Source organism: Hymenobacter sp. J193 (genome assembly GCF_024700075.1).
GTDB lineage: Bacteria > Bacteroidota > Bacteroidia > Cytophagales > Hymenobacteraceae > Hymenobacter.
The window spans coordinates 3,558,465-3,579,305 of the sequence record NZ_JAJONE010000001.1 but is presented as its reverse complement, the minus strand read 5'-3'; the positions used below and the strand labels follow the sequence as shown (position 1 = coordinate 3,579,305).

Below are 20,841 nucleotides of genomic sequence, written 5' to 3'. Positions count from 1 at the left end.
GGTAAAGAGCAGAAAGTGGTGGGTTAGAGAAAAGACTAGAAGAGGCCAGCAGCTACGCGCTCAGCCGCCCCGAAGACATAGCTGAGCGCGGGCTAGCTGGTGGTTAGTAGCCGGGGTTTTGCTTGAGCGTGGGGTTGGCCACGATGTCGGTAGAGGGAATGGGGTACAGGTTCAGGTTGTCCGACACACCTTTGCCTTCCTTCACGCCGCCTTTCCAGGGCCACAGGTAGCTGCCGCTGGTGAAGCGGCCGAAGCGGATGAGGTCGGTGCGGCGGGTGCATTCCCAGTACAGCTCGCGGCCCCGCTCGTCCAGGATGAAGTTGGGCGCTGTCAGCTCAGCCAGCGTAATGCGGCCGGCGGTGCCCCCGCTGAACTTGTTGCCGTAGGCCCGGTCGCGCAGGTCGTTTACGTAGGTGAGGGCCTGGGCCTGGGAGCCGCCCTGCCCACCGCGCAGCACGGCTTCGGCGTACATCAGGTACACGTCGGCCAGGCGCAACACAGGGAAATCAGTATCCACGAAGGTGCCCGTGGGGTCGGAGCCATTGGCGCCGGTCGATTTCTTATTCGACCACTTCGTCACGCCATAGCCATCGGTAAACACGGTCAGGTCGTTGATTTCCAGTTCCTGTCCAATCGTGAAAAACATGGCCCGGCTGTCGAAGCCCTCCGCGTTTTCGGGAAAGAGCAGCGGCAGGTTCTTGCGGGTACGGTTGCCGGCCCAGCCGCTGCTCACGCCAAAGGCGCTGCCCAGCATCCGCCCGCCTATAGCGGCGTGAATGAGGTAGGTAGTGCCTCCATAGGTTTGCGAGGCCAGACCGTCACTGGTAATCGGGAAAATGATTTCCGACTTGGCTTTCACGTTGTTGTCGGCCATGAAGATCTGCGCGTACTCCGGGGCCAGGCTGTAGCCGCCGCCCAGTACCTTGTTGCAGTAGGTGAGGCAGTCGGTGTAGCGGGCCGTGCCCGTGTATACTTCCGCGTTCAGGTAGAGCTTAGCCAGCAAGGCCCAGGCAGCACCCTGGTCGGCGCGGCCGTAGGGGCCCTGCTGTGGCTTGTTCAGCAGCGGCTCCACGGCCTTCAGCTCCGACTCGATGTAGGCAAACACCTCGGCGCGGGTAGCCTGCTTGGGCAGCTCGTTGCCGGGTACACCTGCCTCCGTCACGAGCGGCACGTTGCCGTACAAATCCAGGGCGTGGTAGTAGGCCAGGGCCCGCAGAAAGCGTGCTTCGGCCCGAAACAGGCGGGCATTCACGGCATCCTGGCCCGCAATGTTCCGTTCGCTGAGCTTGTCATCCGTGGTTTCGCGGATGAACTCGTTGCAGGCGGTTATTTCGTAGAAAATGCGCGTGTAGCTGTTGCGCATCAGGTCGTTGCTGGAGGTCCAGGTGGTTTTATTGAGTTCCTGGAGCGGGCCGCTGTTCCAGGCCACCACGGCCTCGTCGGTCGCCAGCTCCTGCAAATACCAGTAGGCCCGCAGGTAAGAGGTTTCGCCTTCGTCCAGCCCGTCGCCCTCAAATACATCCGGGGAGCCGGTGGTGCCCTGGCCCGAGAGGTTGAAGCCCGCGTAGAGCTTGGCCAGCACCTGGATGTAGTTGGCCGGGTCGCGGTACACCGACTCCGTATTCAGGTCATAGAAAGGGTAGCGGTCCAGGTCCTTGGTGCAGGAAGAAAGGCCGCCGGAAAGCAGGGCAGCGGCTACGGCCAGCGTAGCGGTGCCCCGGCGCAAGTGCTTGTTCATCTTTTGTTTTGAGTTTCTAGTTGCTGGTTGCTGGTTTCTAGTTGCCTTTTTAGTGTTCTGGCCGACAACCAGCAACCAGCAACTAGAAACCAGTAACTCCTTTAAAATCCCACGTTGAGGCCGAGCGTGAACGTGCGGGGCAGCGGGTAGAAATTGCTGTCGATGCCGTTGCCGCGCTCCGGGTCGAGGCCACTGTAGCGCGTGAGCACCAGCACATTCTGGGCTGCCAGCGTCAGGCGCAGCGAGGTCGACTCCTTCCACAGGCTGCCGAAGTCGTAGCCCAGGGTAATGTTCTGCAGGCGCAGGAAGGAGGCATCCTGCAGGTAGTAGTCGCTGAAGGGCTGGCCGTACTGAAAGCCGGTGGTGTACACGTCGGGCGCCACGTTGGAGGCGTACTGCAGACCCGTATTGGTCCCGAAGTAGGTTCCCTGGCCCGCGTCCACGTTGTTGTACACGTAGTTGCCCAGGTTGGAGCGCAGCGTGAAGGCCAGGCTGGCTTTGCCGTAGCTCAGGTTGGAGCTGAAGCCCAGAATGGCTTTGGGCGCAGGCGTTTTGCCGTACACCCGGTCCCGCTCGTTGATGAGGCCGTCCCCGTTCTGGTCCACGTACTGGGCCGTGGTGGGCGCCGAGCCGCCTTCCACCGGCTTACCGCTCTCGTCGTACTTCTGCTCGTAAAGCCAGAACGTGTTGGCCGCGTGCCCCACCGAGTTCACCTGCACAAACTGGAAGTTGCCGATGCCGCCCACCGGGGAGCCCAGGTAGGTGGGGTCTTCCACCAGCAGCAGCTTGGTGATTTTGTTGCGGTTGATGGTCGCGTTGAAGTTCACGCCCCAGTTGAATTTCTCCCCGCGCACCACATCGTAGTTCAGGGCAAACTCCACGCCCCGGTTTTCCAGGTTACCAATGTTCTTGAGCTGTTTGGGCGTAATGTTCTTGCCGATGGGCACGGGCACTACGGCCAGCAGGTCGGAGGTTTTGCGCAGGTACAGGTCGATGGAGCCCGTGAGGCGGTTGTTGAAGAAGCCGTAGTCCAGGCCCGCGTCGTAGGTGGCGGCTTCCTCCCACTTCAGGTTGGGGTCCTGCCCGCCGGCCCGCAGCGTGCGGATGGTGTCGTTGCCGAAGATCTGCCGCACCGAGCCGCCGCCCAGGTTGTAGGAGCGCAGGTACGGGTAGTCGCCCGCCACGCCCGCCACGTCCTGCTGCCCCGTGCGGCCGTAGCTGAAGCGCAGCTTGAGGTCCGATACCGTCTGGCTGTTCGCCAGGAAGCTTTCCTTGTTGATGCGCCAGGCCACCGAAGCCGCCGGGAAATAGCCCCAGCGGTTATCGGGGCTGAAGCGCGAGGAGCCGTCGGCGCGGAGCGTGCCCGTGAGCAGGTACCGGTCGTTGAAGGAGTAGTTTACCCGGCCATAAAAGGAAAGCAGCGTGTACTGGCTTTTGTAGGGGTTGCCGGCCAGCGCCGTGGGGTCGAGCAGCTCGCCGGCGGCCGTGCGACTGAAGAAAAACGGGCTGTGCGTGTAGAAATCCTGGTAGGAGTAACCCGCCAGCGCCTCTACGCGCTGCCCGCCAATCTCCTTGTTGTACTTCAGGTAGGTTTCCAGCAGCTTGTTGTTTTTCTCCTGCTTGTACTGGTTGTTGAGGCCTCTCACGTTGTAGGCCACCGACGAAGCCTCCGGCACGAAGACAGTGCCGGCGCTGCGCGAGATGTCGTAGCCCAGGTTGAGGTTGGCGTGCAGGTCGGGCAGGAAGTGCAGGCTGTAATCCAGCTGAATGTTGCCCAGGCTGCGCTTCACGGTGCTCCGGTCGCGCTTGTCGGTGAGCAACGCCAGCGGGTTGCGGTCCGTGAGCGGGTAAGGGTTGATGCCGTCGGCCGGGTCCAGCCACTCAAAGTAGCCGTTGAACTTGCTGGCGTCGCCGGAGTAAATGGGCTTAGTAGGATTGTAGCGCACCGCGCCCCCAATGGCGCCCTGATCGGCAAACCGGTAGTCCGACCACGTGCCCTTCACGTTCACATCCACCCGCAAGTGGTTGTCGAGCAGGCGCGGCGAGAGGCCCACGGAGGCCGAGTTGCGCTTGAGGTTGCCGGTTTTGAGGGTCCCGTCCTGGTCGAGGTAGCCCACCGACACGCGGTAGGGCATGCGCTTCACGCTGCCGGTCACGCTCAGGTTGTTGTCGGTGGTCCAGGCGGTCTGGTAAATGGCGTCCTGCCAGTCGGTGTTGGCATTGCCCAGGTAAAACTCCGAGGCGCGGTCGGCCGGAATCTTGGCCTGGGCCACGGCGTTTTTCACCAGGGTGCGGTACGCGTCGCCGTCCAGCACATCCACCTTGCCGTAGTTTTCGGAGCGCGCCACCTGCGTGTTGAAGTTCACCCGCGTCTTCTCGCCTTCCACACCTTTTTTGGTGGTGATGATGATAACCCCATTGGAAGCCCGCGAACCGTAGATGGCCGTGGCGGAGGCGTCCTTCAGCACCGTAAAGGTTTCAATATCATTAGGGTTAATCAGGGAAAGCGGGTTGCCAGCACCGTTGATGCCGCTGTTTTCCACCGGCACGCCGTCAATCACAATCAGCGGGTCGTTGCTGGCGCTCAGGGAGGAGCCGCCCCGGATGCGGATGGTGCTTACCTCGCCGGGTGCCCCGCCGCCAGTCGTAATCTGCACGCCGGCCAGCTTGCCCTGGATCAGCTGCTCGGGCGAAGTCACCTGGCCCTTCACAAAGTCGCGGGAGGTGACGGTGGCAATGGAGCCGGTCACGTCTTCGCGGCGGGCAGTGCCGTAGCCTACTACCACGGCCTCGTTCAGCAGCGTGGTATTCTCGGCCAGCGTGGCAGTTAGTGCCGTATTCTGGCCCGCAACCGTGGTAAACGGCAGGCGCTGGGTGTTGTAACCCACAAACGATACTACCAGCACGTGTGGTCCGTCGGGAACGTTACTGATGCTGAACTGGCCCTCGGCATTGGTGGAGTTGCCCAGGGAAGTGCCTTCTATCAGCACCGTCACGCCGGGCAGGGGCTGCCCCTTTTCATCCACGATGCGGCCACTCACAGAGCCGTTGAACGTGGGACTTCGGCGGACGGCTTCCGCCGCTGGTAGCGGGGCGGAGGTCAGGAAATGGGGCCCGGCCGCAGGCAGCGCCAGCGCAGTGCCGACAGTGCAGAGCCCAAGGGGCAACAGGAAGGTGCTGGCAAGCCGCCAGGGGGTACGGGAAAATGGTAGAGGTACCGGCATACGAAGAAGGGAACAGCAGAATGTGCAGGTATTTCGTAGCCTGGCCGGAGGCGGTAACCGCTGGCCGCAAACGGTTGCGGCGGGCTCCGGCAGCAGGAACGGCACAAAAGAATCCGCCCCCCTCTTCAACTAAAATTTATCAAACCCCGATCAAGAAAATATTAATTGATATTGAGGTCATCTTACTGATTTATAATCATTTAATTACCAAAAATACCGCCAAAATATGAAGCCAATATGATAGGCATTTTTGCTTTTTGGACACCTGTTCAGGCTCATCTTCCGGTCTTCTGCCGACAAAAGGCTCTTGCGCCTGCCTGAGGCTATAGCGAATTTCTGAACGGGGCATCCCAGATGTTGAGACGCCTACTGACGGCCCCCTGGTCTGCACCGGCTGCTGTTCGACGGCAAGACGTAGGTACACGGCGCTGCCCTGCTTGGGAAACAGCTGTAAGTAATGACTTACTCCGGCGAACGGCTCAACCCGTCCTGCCGAGGCGTAACGCGGGTTTGGGCAGGTACCAGCTTAATCTTCTTACACGGCCTGAATGGCCTGAATGCGGGCCTCAAACTCCTCGTTGGGCACGATGGAGCGGTTTTTCACCCGGGTCTTATAGGTATAAATCGTATTGATAGAATAGCCCAGCATCCGGCTGATCTGCTCACTGTCGTCGATGCCCAGGCGGATGAGGGCGAAGATGCGCAGCTCGGTGGTCAGCAGCTGGTCCTCGGCGAGCTGAATGCGGTCCTCTTCCTTGAACAGGGCGTTGAACTGGCTGATGAAGTGGGGGAACAGCCGCAGAAATACCGTGTCGAAGCCCTTGAACAGGTCGTTGCGTTCCTTCTTGATGTTGATGCCGTCGGCCAGCTTCTGCACCCCGGTGTACTGCTTGTTGCCGAGCTGGGTGTCGAGGGTCTTCTTCAGCGCCTCCAGCTTATCGATGTACTGGGAGTTGTTGTGGAAGTAGTAGGCTATGTATTCCTCCTTGATCTTGTTGGCCTCGTTCAGCCCGCTGTTCAGCTGGTGCAGCTCGTTGTTGCGGACGCGCAGCTCCCGGTTGGTCAGCGAAATCAGCTTGTCGGCCTTTTGCAGCCGGCGCAGCTGCTTGAAGATGATGAACAGGAAGCCCACCACGAACAAAGCCAGCAGCGTCACCACCGTGGAGTAGGTCTTTAGCGACTTGCGCTGGTTTTCGATGATGTTGATTTTCTGCCCTTCGATCAGGGAAGAAATGTGGCTGATTTCTATCTGCCGCTGCCGCGCCTTATAAAACGTGGCCTGCTCCCGCGCTTCCTTGATGAAGGTGTAGGCATTTTCCAGGTCGCCGCGCCGGTAGCAGTAGTCGGAAAGCTGGAAGATGGCCACGGTTTCCTTGGTAGCCGTCTTCACGTCGGCAATGGCCGACACCAGCAGCAGTTCGAAGGCTTTGTCTTCCTGCTTACTCATGGAGGCAATAAACGCTGCCGTGCTGGCACTCACCGCCAGCTGGTGCAACGACAGCCGCGGCAGCCGCCGGATCTGCTCGTAGAGCGCGGCACCTTCGGCCAGACGGTTATTTTTCAGGGCCAGAAACTGCTGCATCGAAAGCTGCTCGTAGGAGCCGGGGCGGCTGTAGTGCAGGGCCGTGTCGGTGTAGGCCAGGGCCTTGGCGTAGTAGGCCGGGCGGTACAGGGCATCTTGGTTGAAGTCGCCCAGGTCGCTGTGGGCGCGGGCCTGCAGAAAGTAGAAGTCCACCTTGTCGGCGTCGCTCAGCCGGCCGGGCGCAATGGCTTCCAGCGTTTCGAAGGTTTCCTTGAACATGCCCGAGGACAGCAGGATAAAGGCCAGCTTGAGCTTGGCGACTTCGATTTTGCCCGGGTCGCGCAATTGCTCCGCCACCTGAATGATCTTCTGGCTGTAGACAAAGGCCGAGTCGTACTTAAAGGCCTTGTACTCCTCGTAGATGCGCAAGCCCAGGTTGAACTTGGCGTCGTCGCTGCCCTTGCTGGCCCCGAAGGCCGTGGTGAGGGCCGCAATGCGGTTCCAGCGGCGCGCATCGTACTCTTTTTTGTGCGCCAGCGCCGTGGTCAGCTCCGCCAGCAGACTGTCGGCCGGGCTTGGGCCAGCCCAGCCGGGGGCCGACAGCCCTAGGAAAACACAAAAAAGCAGCAGGAACTTCACTTGGGCAGGAAGACGAGAGTACCGGATTCGGCGGGCGCCAAAAGTAGCTAATTGCCTTGGGAGTGCCACCCGGCAGGCTAGGCCCACTCCTGGGGCAGCTGTACGGCCTCCAGCCAAGGCTGCAGCTGGGCCGGGTTCTGGAAGGGGTTGATAAACAGCACCCGCTCCTCCCCCCACCAGGCGCCACACCTCGGCGTAGAAACCAGCCAGGGCAAAAAGCTGCAGGCGGCAGCCTTGCTCAGCGCGGTCGGCCAGGTGGTGGCCGGTCTGGGCGAGGCAGTGCTGTTGCTGGGTTTGGTGCAGTTGTTTGAAAGCGTCTAAGTCCATCTTCGGCCATTCTCCAACACCTAAGATACAACGCCCCGGGCTGCTTCCGCAACTATATAGGCAACTGTCAATGGGCGGTATCGGCCCCCAACCCGTACTTTCGCCGCATGAAAACCCTGCGCTTTCCGCACCCGCTGGTGCTGCTCACCGGCTTTATCCTGCTGGCCTGCCTGCTGAGCTACGTGCTGCCCGCCGGCGTGTTTGAGCGCCACGCCGACGCCGCCACCGGCCGCGACATAGTAGTACCCGGCTCCTACCACCGCGTGCCCGCTACCCCCGTCAGCCCGCTCCAGGCGCTGGTGGATATTCCGAAAGGGCTGGGTGAGGCGGCCTCGGTTATCTTCCTGGTATTTCTTGCCGGCGGGGCCTTTACCGTGGTCGACCACACGGGGGCGCTGCGCCGGGGCGTGGATTGGCTGCTGGAGAAGTTCCGGGGGCGTGAGGCGGTGGTTATTCCTATCATCTCGGTGCTGTTTGCTACTATGGGCGCGCTGGAAAATATGCAGGAGGAGATAGTGCCGCTCATTCCGGTGCTGCTGATTCTGATGCGCCGCATCGGCTACCCACCCATTACGGCCGCCGCCGTCAGCATTGGCTCGGCAGCCGTGGGCGCCTCCTTCAGCCCGCTGAACCCGTTTCAGGTGGGCATTGCCCAGAAGCTGGCCCAACTGCCGCTGCTTTCGGGCGGCGGATTCCGGTTGGCCTTTCTGGTTCTGGCCCTGGCTGTCTGGATTGGAGGTACCGTGCGGTTTGCACTGCGTCACCGCGTAGCCCCGCAAAACGACGCCAACGACACCAACCCCATAGCTCAGGGCCGAAACCACGGCCTGGTGCTGGCGTTGCTATTTATCACCTTCGCCTTCTTTGCCTACGGCGTGCTGAAGCTGGGTTGGGAATTTGAGCAGATGGCGGCGCTGTTCTTCGCGCTGGGCGTAGCCGCCGGCCTCATTGGCGGGCTTGGTCTCACGGGCACGGCCGAGTCGTTTATCGTTGGTTTCCGCGACATGGCGTTTTCGGCTATGCTCATCGGGTTTGCCCGGGCCATTTTTGTGGTGCTGGAGCAGGGCCACATCGTGGATACTATCGTCAACAGCATGTCGGCGCCGCTAGCGGGTTTGCCGGTCACGCTTTCGGCGCTGGGCATGGTGGTCGTGCATACGGCTTTGCACCTGCCCGTGCCCAGCGTGAGCGGACAGGCCGTGCTCACTATGCCGCTGCTGGTGCCCCTCTCCGACCTTATCGGCCTCTCCCGGCAGGTGACGGTGCTGGCCTACCAGTACGGGGCCGGCCTCTGTGAGCTGATAACGCCTACCAACGGGGCGCTGGTAGCCATTGTGGCCGCCTGTGGGGTGCGCTTCGACCAGTGGTGGCGGTTTGTGCTGCCGCTCTACCTGGCGCTGCTGGCGTTGGCCGTGGTGGCTATTGTGGTAGGCATTGCGGCAGGAATCTAGCCCGGCTGGCAATCCGCTGGTATTTGCTGCTGGCTTCGGAGCACGACTAAGCTCTCAGCTACTACGAGGTTGGGAACAATCAGAATGAGCCCATGATCGTATAAGCCCGCTATGAAAAGACCCCACGTAATCTGCCACATGATGTCCTCCGTGGATGGGAAGATCCTGTCGAGCAACTGGCGGGACGAAGAAATCTACGACACCTTTGCCGGCTACTTCGAGAAGTACCACGACACGTTTACCAGCCAGGCCTGGATGTGCGGACGCATCACCATGGAGCGCGATTTCACGGGCGGCGTGCAGCCCGAGCCGCAAGCCCCACCCCAGCCTATTGCCCGGGAGCCATTCATCGGCAATAAAGCTGCTACTTCCTTCGCCATTGCCGTAGACGCCCACGGCAGGCTGGGCTGGGACACGAACGAAACCGGTGGCGACCATATCATCGAGGTGCTGACCGAGCAGGTGAGCGACGAGTATTTGTATTACCTGCAGCAAAAGCAGATTTCCTACCTGTTTGCCGGAGCCACGGACGTTGATTTTACCTTGGTGCTGGAGCAGCTGGCCGCGCTTTTCCCCATCGAAACGCTGATGCTCGAAGGCGGCGGGCACCTGAACGGCTCGTTGCTGAACGCCGGCCTCATCGACGAGCTCAGCCTGTTGGTGTTGCCCCTGGCCGATGGTACGCCCAAGTCGCCGACTACCTTTGAAGTCAGCGAGTACCTGACCAAGGGGCCGGCCACCCGCCTGCGGCTAACCCAGGTGCAGCAGCTCGATAACGACGTGGTGTGGCTCAAATACCGTTTCGACCACTAAGCGAACTGTCTCAGAGTATACACAGCGAAAATCAGTACGTCATGCTGAGCTTGTCGAAGTATCTCTACCGGTTCGTCCTCAACCTAAGGAGTTAGCCAGAGGTAGAGATGCTTCGGCTGCGCTCAACATGACACAAGATTTTTCTGCGGCTTTTAATTTTGACTACTTCCTGCTGCCTGCATCCAGCTAATGGAGCTGGTAAAAAGTATACCCCGAAAGCTTAACCAACTCATGGGCCCAATGCCCATACTTTTGCCACTCCCATTTCCCTACTACCAGACCAAACCTCCTCATGATCCAAACCAAAGCCTACGCGGCGCAAAGCCCCGAAAACGACCTCGCCCCCTGGACCTTTGAGCGCCGCGACGTGGGCGCCCACGACGTGCAGATCGAAATCCTGTTCTGCGGCGTGTGCCACTCCGATTTGCACCAGATCCGCAACGAGTGGTTTCCGGGCATCTTCCCCATGGTACCGGGCCACGAAATCGTGGGCCGCATCACCCAGGTCGGCGACCATGTCAAGAAATTCAAGCAGGGTGACCTGGCCGGCGTGGGCTGCATGGTGGATTCCTGCCAGGTGTGCTACAACTGCAAAGACGGCCTGGAGCAGTACTGCGTAGAAGGTAACACCCAGACCTACAACAACCTCGGGCGGGACGGAGTGCCCACCTACGGCGGCTACTCCAACACCATCGTGGTGCGCGAGGAATTCGTGGTGAGCGTGCCCGAAAAGCTCGATTTAGCCGCGGTGGCCCCGCTGCTCTGCGCCGGTATTACCACCTACTCGCCGCTTAAATATTGGGGCGTGGGCAAAGGCCACAAGCTGGCCGTAGTGGGCCTGGGCGGTCTGGGCCACATGGGCGTCAAGTTCGGGGTGGCCTTCGGGGCTGAGGTGACCGTGCTCAGCACTTCGCCTTCCAAGGAAGCCGACGCCAAAGCCCTCGGCGCCCACCATTTCGTGGTGACCAAGGACGAGGAGCAAGTGAAGGCCGTGCAGGGCTCCTTCGACTTTATTCTGGACACTGTGGCGGCCGACCACGACATTCCGCTGTACCTATCCCTGCTCAAAACCAGCGGCACCCACATCCTGGTAGGCGCTCCGCCCAAGCCCCTGGAAATTCCGGCCTTCGCCCTGATTCCCGGCCGCAAGAGCGTATCGGGCTCCACCATCGGCGGCATTGCCGAAACCCAGGAAATGCTGGACTTCTGCGCCGAGCACGACATCGTGTCCGACATTGAGCTGATCAACATCCAGGACATCAACCAGGCTTACGAGCGGATGGTGAAAGGCGACGTGCGCTACCGCTTCGTCATCGACATTGCCAGCCTGTAAATTTTTCGACTCGCAAAAAAGCCGGCTCCTGCCCTACTGCTCGTTGAAGACGAGTGATAAGCAGAAGCCGGCTTTTTTGCGCCCAGACATTTCAGGGCGAAGCCAGCGCCGCTAAGCTTCGCCCCGCGCCAACCATTCGATCCAGGCGTGGTTAAGGGCTGATACGGCCTTTGTACTTTGCCTAAAAGTTAGCTTCCCAGCGCATGTATCCGTTTCCCAGCAAGTCCCTTATTCCGGTCTATGCTTCTGAGCACAGCGGCCTCACCGGCAGCAAAGGCAGCCAACCCTTCACCATTGTGCAGTCGGAAGGGGCGCTGGTGTACGAGGAGGATTTGCTGATTCCGCACCGCAAGGCTTATTACTTGTTGGTGTTTGTGAAGCAGAACCAGGGCCGGCACTGGGTGGACATGACTTCCTACGAGCGTAAAAACCGCACGCTCTACTTCACGGCCCCGCACCAGATACTGGTAAAGGAGGCGCCCACGCCGTTCTGGGGCACCTACCTCACCTTCACCCCCGAGTTTCTGAGTTTGCAGCAGCACGCGGCCCTACGGGACCTGCCCCTCATCCAGAACCACCACCACGGGCACGAATTACTGCTCTCCGACGCCGACTGGACTTTTGCTGAAGACCTGCTGGCTAAGCTGGCGGCCGAGTACCAGCGCCCCGGCGAGTGGCAACACCGCATGCTCACGGCTTACCTCACGGTGCTGCTCACCTACCTGAGCCGGCTTTACACCGAGCAGTTTACCGGCGGCGAGCTGTCGGCCGACCAGCTCCTGCTCCGCACCTACCGGGCCCGGATTGAGGACAGCTTCCGCGAGCTGCACGAGGTGGGCGCCTACGCCGAGCAGCTCCACATTTCGGCCGGGCACCTGAGCGAGGTGGTGAAGGCCCAAAGCGGTCGGCCGGCCATCAAGCACATTCACGAGCGGCTGGTGCTGGAAGCACGGCGCCTGCTTTTCTACACGCCCCTTTCGCTCAAGGAAATTGCCTTCGACCTGGGGTTTTCGGATGCGTCTTACTTCAACCGCTTCTTCAAGCGTGAAGCAGGCCTGACGCCGGCCGAGTACCGCACCAGCATCCGCAAAATGTACCAGTAATACCGCGGAATGGGTGCCAGCAGCGCGCTGGGGGGCCGGTAGTTTTGTGCTGTTCATTTAACACGCAACGTACCAGCCCCATGAAAACCGCACTTATTACCGGCGCCAACAAAAGCATCGGCTTTGAAACCGCCCGCCAGCTGCTCCAGCACGGCTACCACGTGTACTTGGGCAGCCGTGACCTGCAAAAAGGCCAGCAGGCTGCCGACCAGCTCAAATCCGAAGGCTACGCCGCGGTGGAGCCCCTGCAAATCGACGTAACCGACAGCCACTCTATTGCCACCGCCCGCGCCGAGCTGGGCCGGAAAAACCGCGTGCTGGACGTGCTCATCAACAATGCCGGTATTCTCGGGGCTATGTCGCAACCCGCGCTAACCAGCAGCCTCAGCATGATTAAGGGGGTGTTCGACACCAACGTGTTTGGCGTGATTGAAGTGACGCAGGCGTTTATCGACCTGCTGCGGGAGTCGGCCGAACCGCGCATCGTCAACGTTACCTCGGGCCTCGGCTCTTTGACTTTGCACAATGACCCTTCCTGGAAATACTACGCCGTGAAAGGGGCCGCGTACCAGCCCTCGAAAGCGGCCCTGAACGCCTACACCATTATGCTGGCCTACGAGCTGCGCGACACGCCCTTCAAGGTAAACGCCGTGGACCCGGGCTACACCGCCACCGACTTCAACCACCACAGCGGCCCCGGCAGCGTGCAGGATGCCGCCGCCCGCGTAGTAAAAGCCGCCTTGCTGGCCCCGGATGGCCCCACCAGCCAGTTTTTCAGCGACGACAACGCCCCGGAAACCGGCATCAGCCCCTGGTAAAAAACGGTAGTTAGGTAAAGGCAGCCGGCTCCGACCTATCAGGCAAACCGCAGCTCTTCGGCCTCAAACACGCGCTTGACTTTGCGCTTGCGCTCCACCAGCTGAAACCGGGCCCGGTCGGTGGCTTCATCCCAGAACACGTCGGAAATAAGGCCCCGGTGCGGGGGCCGGCCGGGCTCGGGCGCAATTTCCTCCACTACGTCTCCGAAGGAGAAGGCGGGCTTGCCATACAGCTCCTTGAACAGCTCGGGGCGGACTTTGAACTGCTGCTCATCGTAGCGCAGCAGCAGCCACTGCTCATCTTCATCGATTTTCTCGAACAGCTTGCCCACCGGCTCCAGGTACTCGAAGGTGCGGCGGTTGGCCGGGTGAATGTAGTGGTAGCCGTAGGCGGGCGTCCAGGCATACAGGCCGTGAACAACGGGTTTGGGACGGGGCACTGGAAAAACGAAAAAGCAATTCAACAACAAAACAAGCGGCTAGTGCGGCAGCCGGGGCCGCAGCCAGGCGTACGTCCAGGTGCCAACCAAGGCGGCCCCAATGGCTACTCCGATGGTAGGCACCCCGCTGCCCAGCAAGGCAAACAGCGGACCCGGGCACGCCCCCGTGAGGGCCCAGCCCAGTCCGAAACACACGCCGCCCACCACATAACGCACTCCCCGGCCCATCTGTTTGGGCGGAATGCTGATGGGCGCTCCGCCCAGGGTGCGGGCTTGGCTGCGTTTGAGCCACTGCACCGTGAGTATGGCCGTGGGCAAAGCCGTGAGAAAGATGCCGTACATGTGGAAGCCCCGAAACCGGAACATTTCCTGAATTCGGAACCAGGAAATCAGCTCCCCTTTGGTAATGAGCACCCCAAACACCAGCCCCACTGCAAAGTAAACCGCCAGCGCCGCCAGGCGTGTTCGGGCCGGGGCGGCACTGACAGCCGGCGGCATTGGTGCAGAAGAAACCAGAGAGGACATCAGGTAGAATGAGGAATAACGAGAGAAGAATCGAGCTTTGGGACAGCAACTCTTGACCTTTTCGTTTCAGCAGACGAGCAAGCCAAGGCTATATTCAGCCGAGCAGCCAGGGCAGCACCACGTAAGTACCCAGGATGCCGCCCACGAAAAACGCCGCCAGCGCCAGGAAAGAAGGCTTCTGCAGATCGGCCACGCCCATGATGCCGTGCCCGGAAGTGCAGCCGCCCGCGTAGGCCGTGCCGAAGCCCACCAGAAACCCGCCGCCTACGATAAGCCCCAAGCCGCGCCAGCTCAGTAGCTGCGAGCCGGCAAACAGCTCCCGCGGCACCAGCCCGGTGAAGTCGTGCAGGCCCAGGGCGCGCAGGTCGGCGAGGGCCGCGGGCGCCAGGGCCACGGGCGCAGGATTGGCCAGCCAGTAGCCGCCCACAAACCCACCCGCCACAATGCCCAGCGCCAGCATGAGGTTCCAGCTGCCTTCCTGCCACCAGTCGTAGCGCAGAAAGGCGGGGCGGCCGGGCAGCACCGCGGCGCACAGGTGGCGCAGGTTGCCGGATACGCCAAAGAGCTTGTTGCCGAGTAGCAGCAGCGTAGCGGGCATCAGCCCCACGAGCGGCCCCACCACGTACCAGGGCCAGGGCTGATATAGCCAATGTGTCGTCATTAGGAAATGCGGGAATAGTCGGTGCCGTTCGTTTTCATCCGTAAGCTCAACGACTGGCCTAAACAGGTTTACTACCGTAAAATACGGCTTTTCCGGGGAAGTTCGGCAGGCAGTATGGGCCGAAGGCAGCAGAGCGGAAGCCAGACAACTCAATCGGCGGCAGCAGCAGCAGGCGCGCTGCCCACAGCCTGCCCGATTGGACTAAAGCCGGCTGAAACCAGCCATCAGGTCGCCAGAATATAACCTTATCGGTATCTGGACAGTACAAGGGGGCTGTTAAACTTTTGCGCCGCTTTCCTTACACAACCCTATATGCCGCAGGCTGACACTCTTACTGCTCCCACGCTCCAGGCGGGCATGGGCGCTGTTCCTCACTCCCAGGGCACCACGTTTCGCGTGTGGGCGCCCAACGCCACCGCCGCCGCCGTAGTAGGCCCTTTCAACGACTGGGACCCCGCCGCGCACCCCCTTACCCACGAAGCCGATGGCTATTGGGCCACGGATATTGCCGACCTCGGCGCCGGTACCGAATACAAGTTCTGGCTGCAGACGCCCGCCGGCGAGCTTACCAAAAACGACCCCTATGCCCGCCAGGTCACGCACTCGGCCGGCTCCTCGGTGGTACCCGATTATTCCTTCGACTGGGAAGACGACCAGTTTCAGATGCCGGCCTGGAACGAGCTGGTGGTGTACGAGCTGCACGTGGGCACCTTCAACGCCCCCGACCCTAACCGCCCCGGCACCTTCCTGAACGTGGTGGAAAAGCTGGGCTACCTGCGCGACCTGGGCATCAATGCCATTGAGATTATGCCGGCCACCGAGTTTCCGGGCGGCCGCAGCTGGGGCTACAACCCCGCACACCCCTTCGCCCTCGAAACCGATTACGGCGGGCCCCAGGCCTTCAAGGAACTGGTGAAGCAGGCCCACCGCCACGGCATTGCCGTGATTCTGGACGTGGTGTATAACCACTTCGGCCCCGGCGACCTGGACTTGTGGCAGTTTGATGGCTGGCAGGAAAACGACGGCGGGGGCGTTTACTTCTACAACGACTGGCGCGCCGAAACGCCCTGGGGCCACAACCGCCCCGACTACGGCCGCGACGCCGTGCGCCGCTACATCCGCGACAATGCCCTGATGTGGTTGGAAGAGTACCGCGTTGATGGCCTGCGTGCCGATGCCATTGCCCACATCCGCAACGTGGACGGCACCAACGACCCGGCCCGCGACCTGCCCGAGGGCTGGAGTTTGATGAAGTGGATCAACGAGGAAATCCGGGAGCGGATGCCCTGGAAAATCACCATTGCCGAAGATTTGCTGGGCAACGAGTTCATCACCCGCGCCCCCGAGGAAGGCGGCCAGGGCTTTGCGGCCCAGTGGGACGCCCGCTTTGTGTATCCCATCCGCCACGCCCTCACCGCCCCCCACGATGCCGACCGCAGCATGGCCGCCGTGGCCGAGGCCCTGGCTACCCGCTACAACAACGACTCCTTCCAGCGCGTCATCTACACCGAGTCGCACGATGAGGTGGCCAACGGCAAGAGCCGTGTGCCGGAGGAAATCATGCCCGGCGACGCCCACACCTGGTTTCCGAAAAAGCGGGCTACCCTGGGCGCGGCCCTGGTGTTCACGGCCCCCGGCGTGCCCATGATATTCCAGGGCCAGGAGTTTCTGGAAGACGGCCACTTCTCCGACGACCAGGCCCTGGACTGGACCCACGCCGAAAACCACCCGGGCCTCATCCACCTGTACCGCGACCTGATCCGGCTGCGGCGCAACTATGAGGGCAGCACCCGGGGCCTGCAGGGCCAGCACATCGACGTCTTCCACGTGAATGAGGACGAGAAAACCATAGCGTTCCGGCGCTGGGCCGACGGCGACGGGGGCCCCGGCGACACCACCATCGTGCTCTGCAACTTTGCCGACCGCGCCCACGAGGCCTACACCATCGGGCTGCCCTGCCAGGGACACTGGCGGGTGCGCTTCAACTCCGACTGGGCCGGTTACGACGAAGAATTCGGCAACTTCGAAAGCGTGGACACGCACAGCGAAGAAGGCGAATACGACGGTTTTGCCTGCCACGCCTCTTTCGGGCTGGCCCCGTATTCGGTACTGATTATTTCGCAGGAGCCCGGCGCCTAGCGGCCAGCCTGTTTTCACCTACGATGCCGGTCAGGATTTTTTCCCTGGTCGGCATCGGTGTTTTTTGTCGGAAAAAACGCGGGCTTTCTGGCTTTACATCGGGTTTGCTGCCTACTTTACCGGCCCGTCCACCGTCCACCCTTCTATTCTTTGCTTCTATGCAGCTTCCTTCGTCCGCGCCCGACCTCGTTGCCCCCAATGCTTTGCTGGTGGAAGTGGCCTGGGAAGTCTGCAACCAGGTGGGCGGCATCTACACCGTTATCCGCAGCAAGGTGCCGGCTACGGTGCAGGGCTGGCAGGACAACTACTGCCTGCTGGGCCCCTACTTCGCGCATCAGGCCCAGGCCGAGTTTGAGCCCATGACCGATGCGGAGCTGGCCGCCGACGCTGACCCGTTTGCGCGGGCTGTGCGCCGCCTGCGGGCCGAAGGCATGGAGGTGCACTACGGCGTGTGGCTGGTGACGGGCCGCCCGCGCGTGGTGCTGCTAAACCCGTATCATGCCTACCCGCAGCTTGGCCAGATCAAAGCCGACCTCTGGCGGCACCACGGCATTCCCACGCCCGACCACGACGATCTGCTGCACCAGGTAGAGGCCTTTGGGCTGCAAGCCAAGCGCTTTGTGCAGGCCCTAGCCGCCGAAGCGGCCGAGGACGCCGCTCAGCCTAAAGTGCTGGTGCACTTCCACGAGTGGATGACGGGCGTGGCTATTCCCGATCTGCGCCGTGAGCAGGTGCCGGTGCACATTGTGTTCACCACCCACGCCACGCTGCTGGGCCGCTACCTGGCCATGAACGACCCCAACTTCTACGACCACCTGATGCAGGTGAGCTGGGAAGCCGAAGCCGTTCATTTTAACATTGAAACGGCCGTGCGCATTGAGCGGGCCGCCGCCCACGGTTCCCACGTGTTTACCACCGTGAGCGAGCTGACGGTGCGGGAATGCATCTACCTGCTCGACCGGATACCAGACGCGGTGCTGCCCAACGGCCTGAACATTGAGCGGTTTGTGGCTTTGCACGAGTTCCAGAACCTGCACCAGCAGTACAAGGCCAAGATTCACGAGTTCGTGATGGCGCACTTCTTCCAGAGCTACTCGTTTGACCTGGACAAGACGCTGTACCTGTTTACCTCGGGCCGCTACGAGTACCACAACAAAGGCTTCGACCTGACGCTGGAGGCGCTGGCCCGCCTCAATTACCGCCTGCAGCAAAGCGGGCTGGAAGGCCAGGTGGTTATGTTTTTCATTACCAAGCGCCCTTTCCACAGCATCAACCCGCAGGTGCTGCAAAGCCGCGCTATCCTCAACGAAGTGCGCGAAACATGCGAAGCCATTGAGCGGCAGGTAGGCGAGCGGCTGTTCTACGCCGCCGCCGGCGCCACCGACTACAAGCTGCCCGAGCTGGGTAACATGGTGGATGACTACTGGAAGCTGCGCTACCGCCGTACGCTGCAAAGCTGGAAAACCACCAGCCTGCCGCCCGTCATCACCCACAACCTGGTAGACGACCACAACGACGACATTCTGGATTTTGTGCGCCGGGCCAACCTGGTCAACAACCAGCACGATCAGGTAAAAATCGTGTATCACCCCGATTTTGTGTCGCCCACGTCTCCCCTGTTTGGCATGGAGTACGGGCAGTTTGTGCGGGGCTGCCACCTGGGCATCTTCCCGAGCTACTATGAGCCCTGGGGCTATACCCCGCTCGAGTGCGTGGCCCGCGGCGTGCCTGCCATTACCAGTGACCTGTCGGGCTTTGGCGACTACGTGATGCAGAACGTACCCAGCCACGAGGACAAGGGGATTTTTGTGGTGCAGCGCCAGGAAAAGAGCTTCGACGAATCGGCTGAGGAGCTCACCAACATGCTCTGGGACTTTGTGGTGCAAACCCGCCGGGAGCGAATCATGCAGCGCAACCAGGTGGAAAGCTCCTCGGAAATGTACGACTGGAAAAACCTGCGCGTGTACTACGACCGCGCCTACCACCTGGCCCTGGAACGGAGCTAAAATTAGTTGCTCGTTTCTGGGTGCTGGTTGCTTGTTGAGGATTGAAGTCAATATGGGTAACGAGAAACCAGGACCCAGAAACCCATATTAAGCCAGTTGCCGCACGGGTTTGTATAGAAAAGTCAGGCCCAGCCCGGCCACCGCACAGGCCAGCGTGGGCAGCAGCCCTACGGGCGTCAGGGGAAAGGTGGGCGCGCTTAGGGCTACCAGGGCAATGGCCGCGTGGCAAAACTGGCGCGACGCCCGGGAGCGACCCTGGCTCAGCAGCTGGGCCTGCTGCAGCATGCGCAGGCTCAGCCCCATAAATACCACTCCCATCAGCATCAGCGAGTAGAACTCAAAGTTGTACTCGAAGGAGTGTGCCAGCACCCGCTCCACGGCCTGGTACAGGTTGGCCAACAGGTGAGTACCCATGCGCAGGGCTACCCAGCTGGGCCCCAGCACCAGCGCAAACAGGGCCAGCCGGCGCATAGGCGGCTTATAGCGCAGCAGCCACTGGCGGCAGAAGCCCAGCGCCAGCAGAAGCGTAAGAACCGCAGTAAGGGCATCGGCATGCTGCCACACGAAATCCATGGAAATAGCCTGAAAAAGAGTCAGTACAAAAGTACCGGTTATCCCGTCATACGTCAATCACATAAGCATGTGAAGGCCAGCCAGCCCCTACCGCTCCGGCTACAGTCCAATTGATTTGGTATAGATAGTATCAGGATTTTCTATACCTTTTATTTCCCAAGCATCATCGGACCCTGAAACACTCCGGCGCCGGTGTGGTTGTCCGGGTACTTCTCTCGTTTTTTCCGGTTTGTATGCCGCAAAGGCTGTGCGCGTTTTTTCTGCTGATGGGTTTGCTGGCACTGGCCTCCGGGGCCGGCGCCAGTGAGTTCTGGCTGCACCCCAGCCGCTACCGGGTGTCGCCGGGCGCGGTGGTGCATGTGCGCCGTCTGGTGGGCCAGCAACTGCGGGGTACGCCCTGGACCGGCACCAGCCAGCGGTTGGCGCGGTTGGTTCAGTACGCCCCCAACGACACCGTGGACCTGACAGCCATAGCTACTCAGGCCGACACGCTGCGCACGGTACTGGAGCTTAACGAATCTGGTACGCACGTGCTAGGGCTTGAAACCACCGAAACCACGCTTACCCTGTCGGGCCCGGAGTTCACCCAGTACCTGAAAGCAGAAGGCCTGGAGGATATCCTACTGCTGCGCGAAAAAAAGCACCAGCAGGATAAGCCCGCCCGCGAAACCTACCACCGCTGCGCCAAAACCCTGGTACAGGTGGGCGGTACGGCGGTGGGCCCCTTCAGCGCTGCCACCGGCCAGGCCCTGGAGCTGATTCCCGACCAGAACCCCCACACTGCCAAGTCCGGCTCTCTGCTTACGGTGCGCCTGCTGGAACAGGGCCGGCCCGTGCGCGGGCAGTTGGTAACGGCCTGGGTGAAACCGCAGACGCCGGCTGCAGCCCCGGCCCAGATGCAGCGTCTGTATACCTCGCCGGAAGGCCGCGTGCTGGTGCGCCTGCCCACGCAGCCGGCCGAAATACTGCTGAGCTCCGTGCGCATGCACCCTCACCCCCGCCCGGCGCAGGCCGACTGGCAGAGTGTATGGACCACGCTTACCTTCGGCGTAAATCAACCTTACAAGCGTTGAAACGCCCTATTTCCGCAACCATTTTTTTTGTTACCTTCGCAACTCCCGTAACCTCGAACTGCCCGCTGGTATGAAGTACTCGATTGATAAAAAAGACAACTACACAATCATCACGATTGATGAGAAGAAGCTCGACACCACGGTGGCGCCTGATCTGAAATCGGAGTTTGTGAAACTGAATGCCGAGGGCATCAACAACCTGATTCTGGACCTGCAGAACGTGAAGTACACCGATTCGTCGGGGCTGAGCTCTATTCTGATTGCCAACCGCTTGTGCAACTCTACCGGCGGCCTGCTGGTGCTCACCGGCCTGCAGGACCACGTAATGAAGCTCATCACCATCTCCAAGCTGGAGTCGGTTCTGCACATTCTGCCCACGGTGGAAGAAGGCATCGACCGGATTTTCCTGCACGCCATTGAGCGTGACCTTACCAGCAAAGAATAGTCTATTCGCAG

17 protein-coding genes are annotated in these 20,841 nt (G+C 61.1%); 9 read left to right on the top strand and 8 right to left on the bottom strand.

The annotated features are described in order from the left end of the window. Nucleotides 1-103: 103 nt before the first annotated feature. The 4 genes from LRS06_RS15710 to LRS06_RS15695 all read right to left on the bottom strand — a co-directional run bounded on the left by LRS06_RS15710 (nt 104) and on the right by LRS06_RS15695 (nt 7,338). Nucleotides 104-1,738, bottom strand: a complete 1,635-nt coding sequence (locus tag LRS06_RS15710) for a RagB/SusD family nutrient uptake outer membrane protein (RefSeq protein WP_257872335.1) — start codon at nt 1,736-1,738, stop codon at nt 104-106. 101 nt (nt 1,739-1,839) lie between these two features. Then, nucleotides 1,840-4,962: a TonB-dependent receptor gene (locus LRS06_RS15705; protein ID WP_257872334.1), complete on the bottom strand. Its 3,123-nt coding sequence runs from the start codon at nt 4,960-4,962 to the stop codon at nt 1,840-1,842. Nucleotides 4,963-5,497: 535 nt separating this feature from the next. Next, nucleotides 5,498-7,123, bottom strand: a complete 1,626-nt coding sequence (locus LRS06_RS15700) for a DUF6377 domain-containing protein (protein WP_257872333.1) — start codon at nt 7,121-7,123, stop codon at nt 5,498-5,500. A gap of 77 nt (nt 7,124-7,200) precedes the next feature. Next, nucleotides 7,201-7,338, bottom strand: coding sequence for a hypothetical protein (locus LRS06_RS15695; RefSeq protein WP_257872332.1), 138 nt, complete (start codon nt 7,336-7,338; stop codon nt 7,201-7,203). Nucleotides 7,339-7,557: 219 nt separating this feature from the next. On the opposite strand from LRS06_RS15695, the gene LRS06_RS15690 reads away from it, so the two are divergent. The 5 genes from LRS06_RS15690 to LRS06_RS15670 all read left to right on the top strand — a co-directional run bounded on the left by LRS06_RS15690 (nt 7,558) and on the right by LRS06_RS15670 (nt 12,968). Beyond that, nucleotides 7,558-8,901 (top strand): YfcC family protein, encoded by a 1,344-nt coding sequence (locus tag LRS06_RS15690; RefSeq protein ID WP_257872331.1) that lies wholly within the window; start codon nt 7,558-7,560, stop codon nt 8,899-8,901. A gap of 111 nt (nt 8,902-9,012) precedes the next feature. Further along, nucleotides 9,013-9,714: a RibD family protein gene (locus LRS06_RS15685; RefSeq protein ID WP_257872330.1), complete on the top strand. Its 702-nt coding sequence runs from the start codon at nt 9,013-9,015 to the stop codon at nt 9,712-9,714. Between the two features lie 292 nt (nt 9,715-10,006). After that, complete coding sequence (locus tag LRS06_RS15680; RefSeq protein ID WP_257872329.1) at nt 10,007-11,047, top strand: NAD(P)-dependent alcohol dehydrogenase; 1,041 nt, start codon at nt 10,007-10,009, stop codon at nt 11,045-11,047. A 203-nt stretch (nt 11,048-11,250) separates the two neighbouring features. After that, entirely contained in the window at nt 11,251-12,150 is a 900-nt protein-coding gene (locus tag LRS06_RS15675) for a helix-turn-helix transcriptional regulator (RefSeq protein WP_257872328.1), read from the top strand. Nucleotides 12,151-12,230: 80 nt separating this feature from the next. Further along, on the top strand, nt 12,231-12,968 hold the full coding sequence (locus tag LRS06_RS15670) for an SDR family oxidoreductase (protein ID WP_257872327.1): 738 nt from the start codon (nt 12,231-12,233) through the stop codon (nt 12,966-12,968). A gap of 38 nt (nt 12,969-13,006) precedes the next feature. Here LRS06_RS15670 and LRS06_RS15665 read toward each other — a convergent pair whose 3' ends face one another. From LRS06_RS15665 to LRS06_RS15655, 3 genes are all read right to left on the bottom strand, one after another. After that, on the bottom strand, nt 13,007-13,408 hold the full coding sequence (locus LRS06_RS15665) for a hypothetical protein (protein WP_257872326.1): 402 nt from the start codon (nt 13,406-13,408) through the stop codon (nt 13,007-13,009). Nucleotides 13,409-13,447: 39 nt separating this feature from the next. After that, nucleotides 13,448-13,906: a YeeE/YedE family protein gene (locus tag LRS06_RS15660; protein ID WP_257872325.1), complete on the bottom strand. Its 459-nt coding sequence runs from the start codon at nt 13,904-13,906 to the stop codon at nt 13,448-13,450. A gap of 121 nt (nt 13,907-14,027) precedes the next feature. After that, nucleotides 14,028-14,594, bottom strand: a complete 567-nt coding sequence (locus LRS06_RS15655; RefSeq protein WP_257872324.1) for a YeeE/YedE family protein — start codon at nt 14,592-14,594, stop codon at nt 14,028-14,030. Nucleotides 14,595-14,906: 312 nt separating this feature from the next. Between LRS06_RS15655 and LRS06_RS15650 the strand changes: the two genes are divergently transcribed. Together LRS06_RS15650 and LRS06_RS15645 are read left to right on the top strand one after the other, a co-directional pair. Continuing rightward, entirely contained in the window at nt 14,907-16,733 is a 1,827-nt protein-coding gene (locus LRS06_RS15650; RefSeq protein ID WP_257872323.1) for an alpha-amylase family glycosyl hydrolase, read from the top strand. A 158-nt stretch (nt 16,734-16,891) separates the two neighbouring features. Next, on the top strand, nt 16,892-18,739 hold the full coding sequence (locus tag LRS06_RS15645; protein WP_257872322.1) for a glycosyltransferase: 1,848 nt from the start codon (nt 16,892-16,894) through the stop codon (nt 18,737-18,739). Nucleotides 18,740-18,826: 87 nt separating this feature from the next. Here LRS06_RS15645 and LRS06_RS15640 read toward each other — a convergent pair whose 3' ends face one another. Next, nucleotides 18,827-19,312 carry a hypothetical protein gene (locus LRS06_RS15640; RefSeq protein ID WP_257872321.1) on the bottom strand — a complete coding sequence of 162 codons (486 nt, stop codon included), beginning with the start codon at nt 19,310-19,312 and terminating at the stop codon, nt 18,827-18,829. Nucleotides 19,313-19,545: 233 nt separating this feature from the next. Here LRS06_RS15640 and LRS06_RS15635 point away from each other — a divergent pair, with 233 nt between their 5' ends. Together LRS06_RS15635 and LRS06_RS15630 are read left to right on the top strand one after the other, a co-directional pair. After that, nucleotides 19,546-20,385: a DUF4198 domain-containing protein gene (locus LRS06_RS15635; RefSeq protein WP_257872320.1), complete on the top strand. Its 840-nt coding sequence runs from the start codon at nt 19,546-19,548 to the stop codon at nt 20,383-20,385. A gap of 70 nt (nt 20,386-20,455) precedes the next feature. Further along, complete coding sequence (locus tag LRS06_RS15630) at nt 20,456-20,830, top strand: STAS domain-containing protein (protein WP_196956688.1); 375 nt, start codon at nt 20,456-20,458, stop codon at nt 20,828-20,830. Nucleotides 20,831-20,841 lie beyond the last annotated feature (11 nt).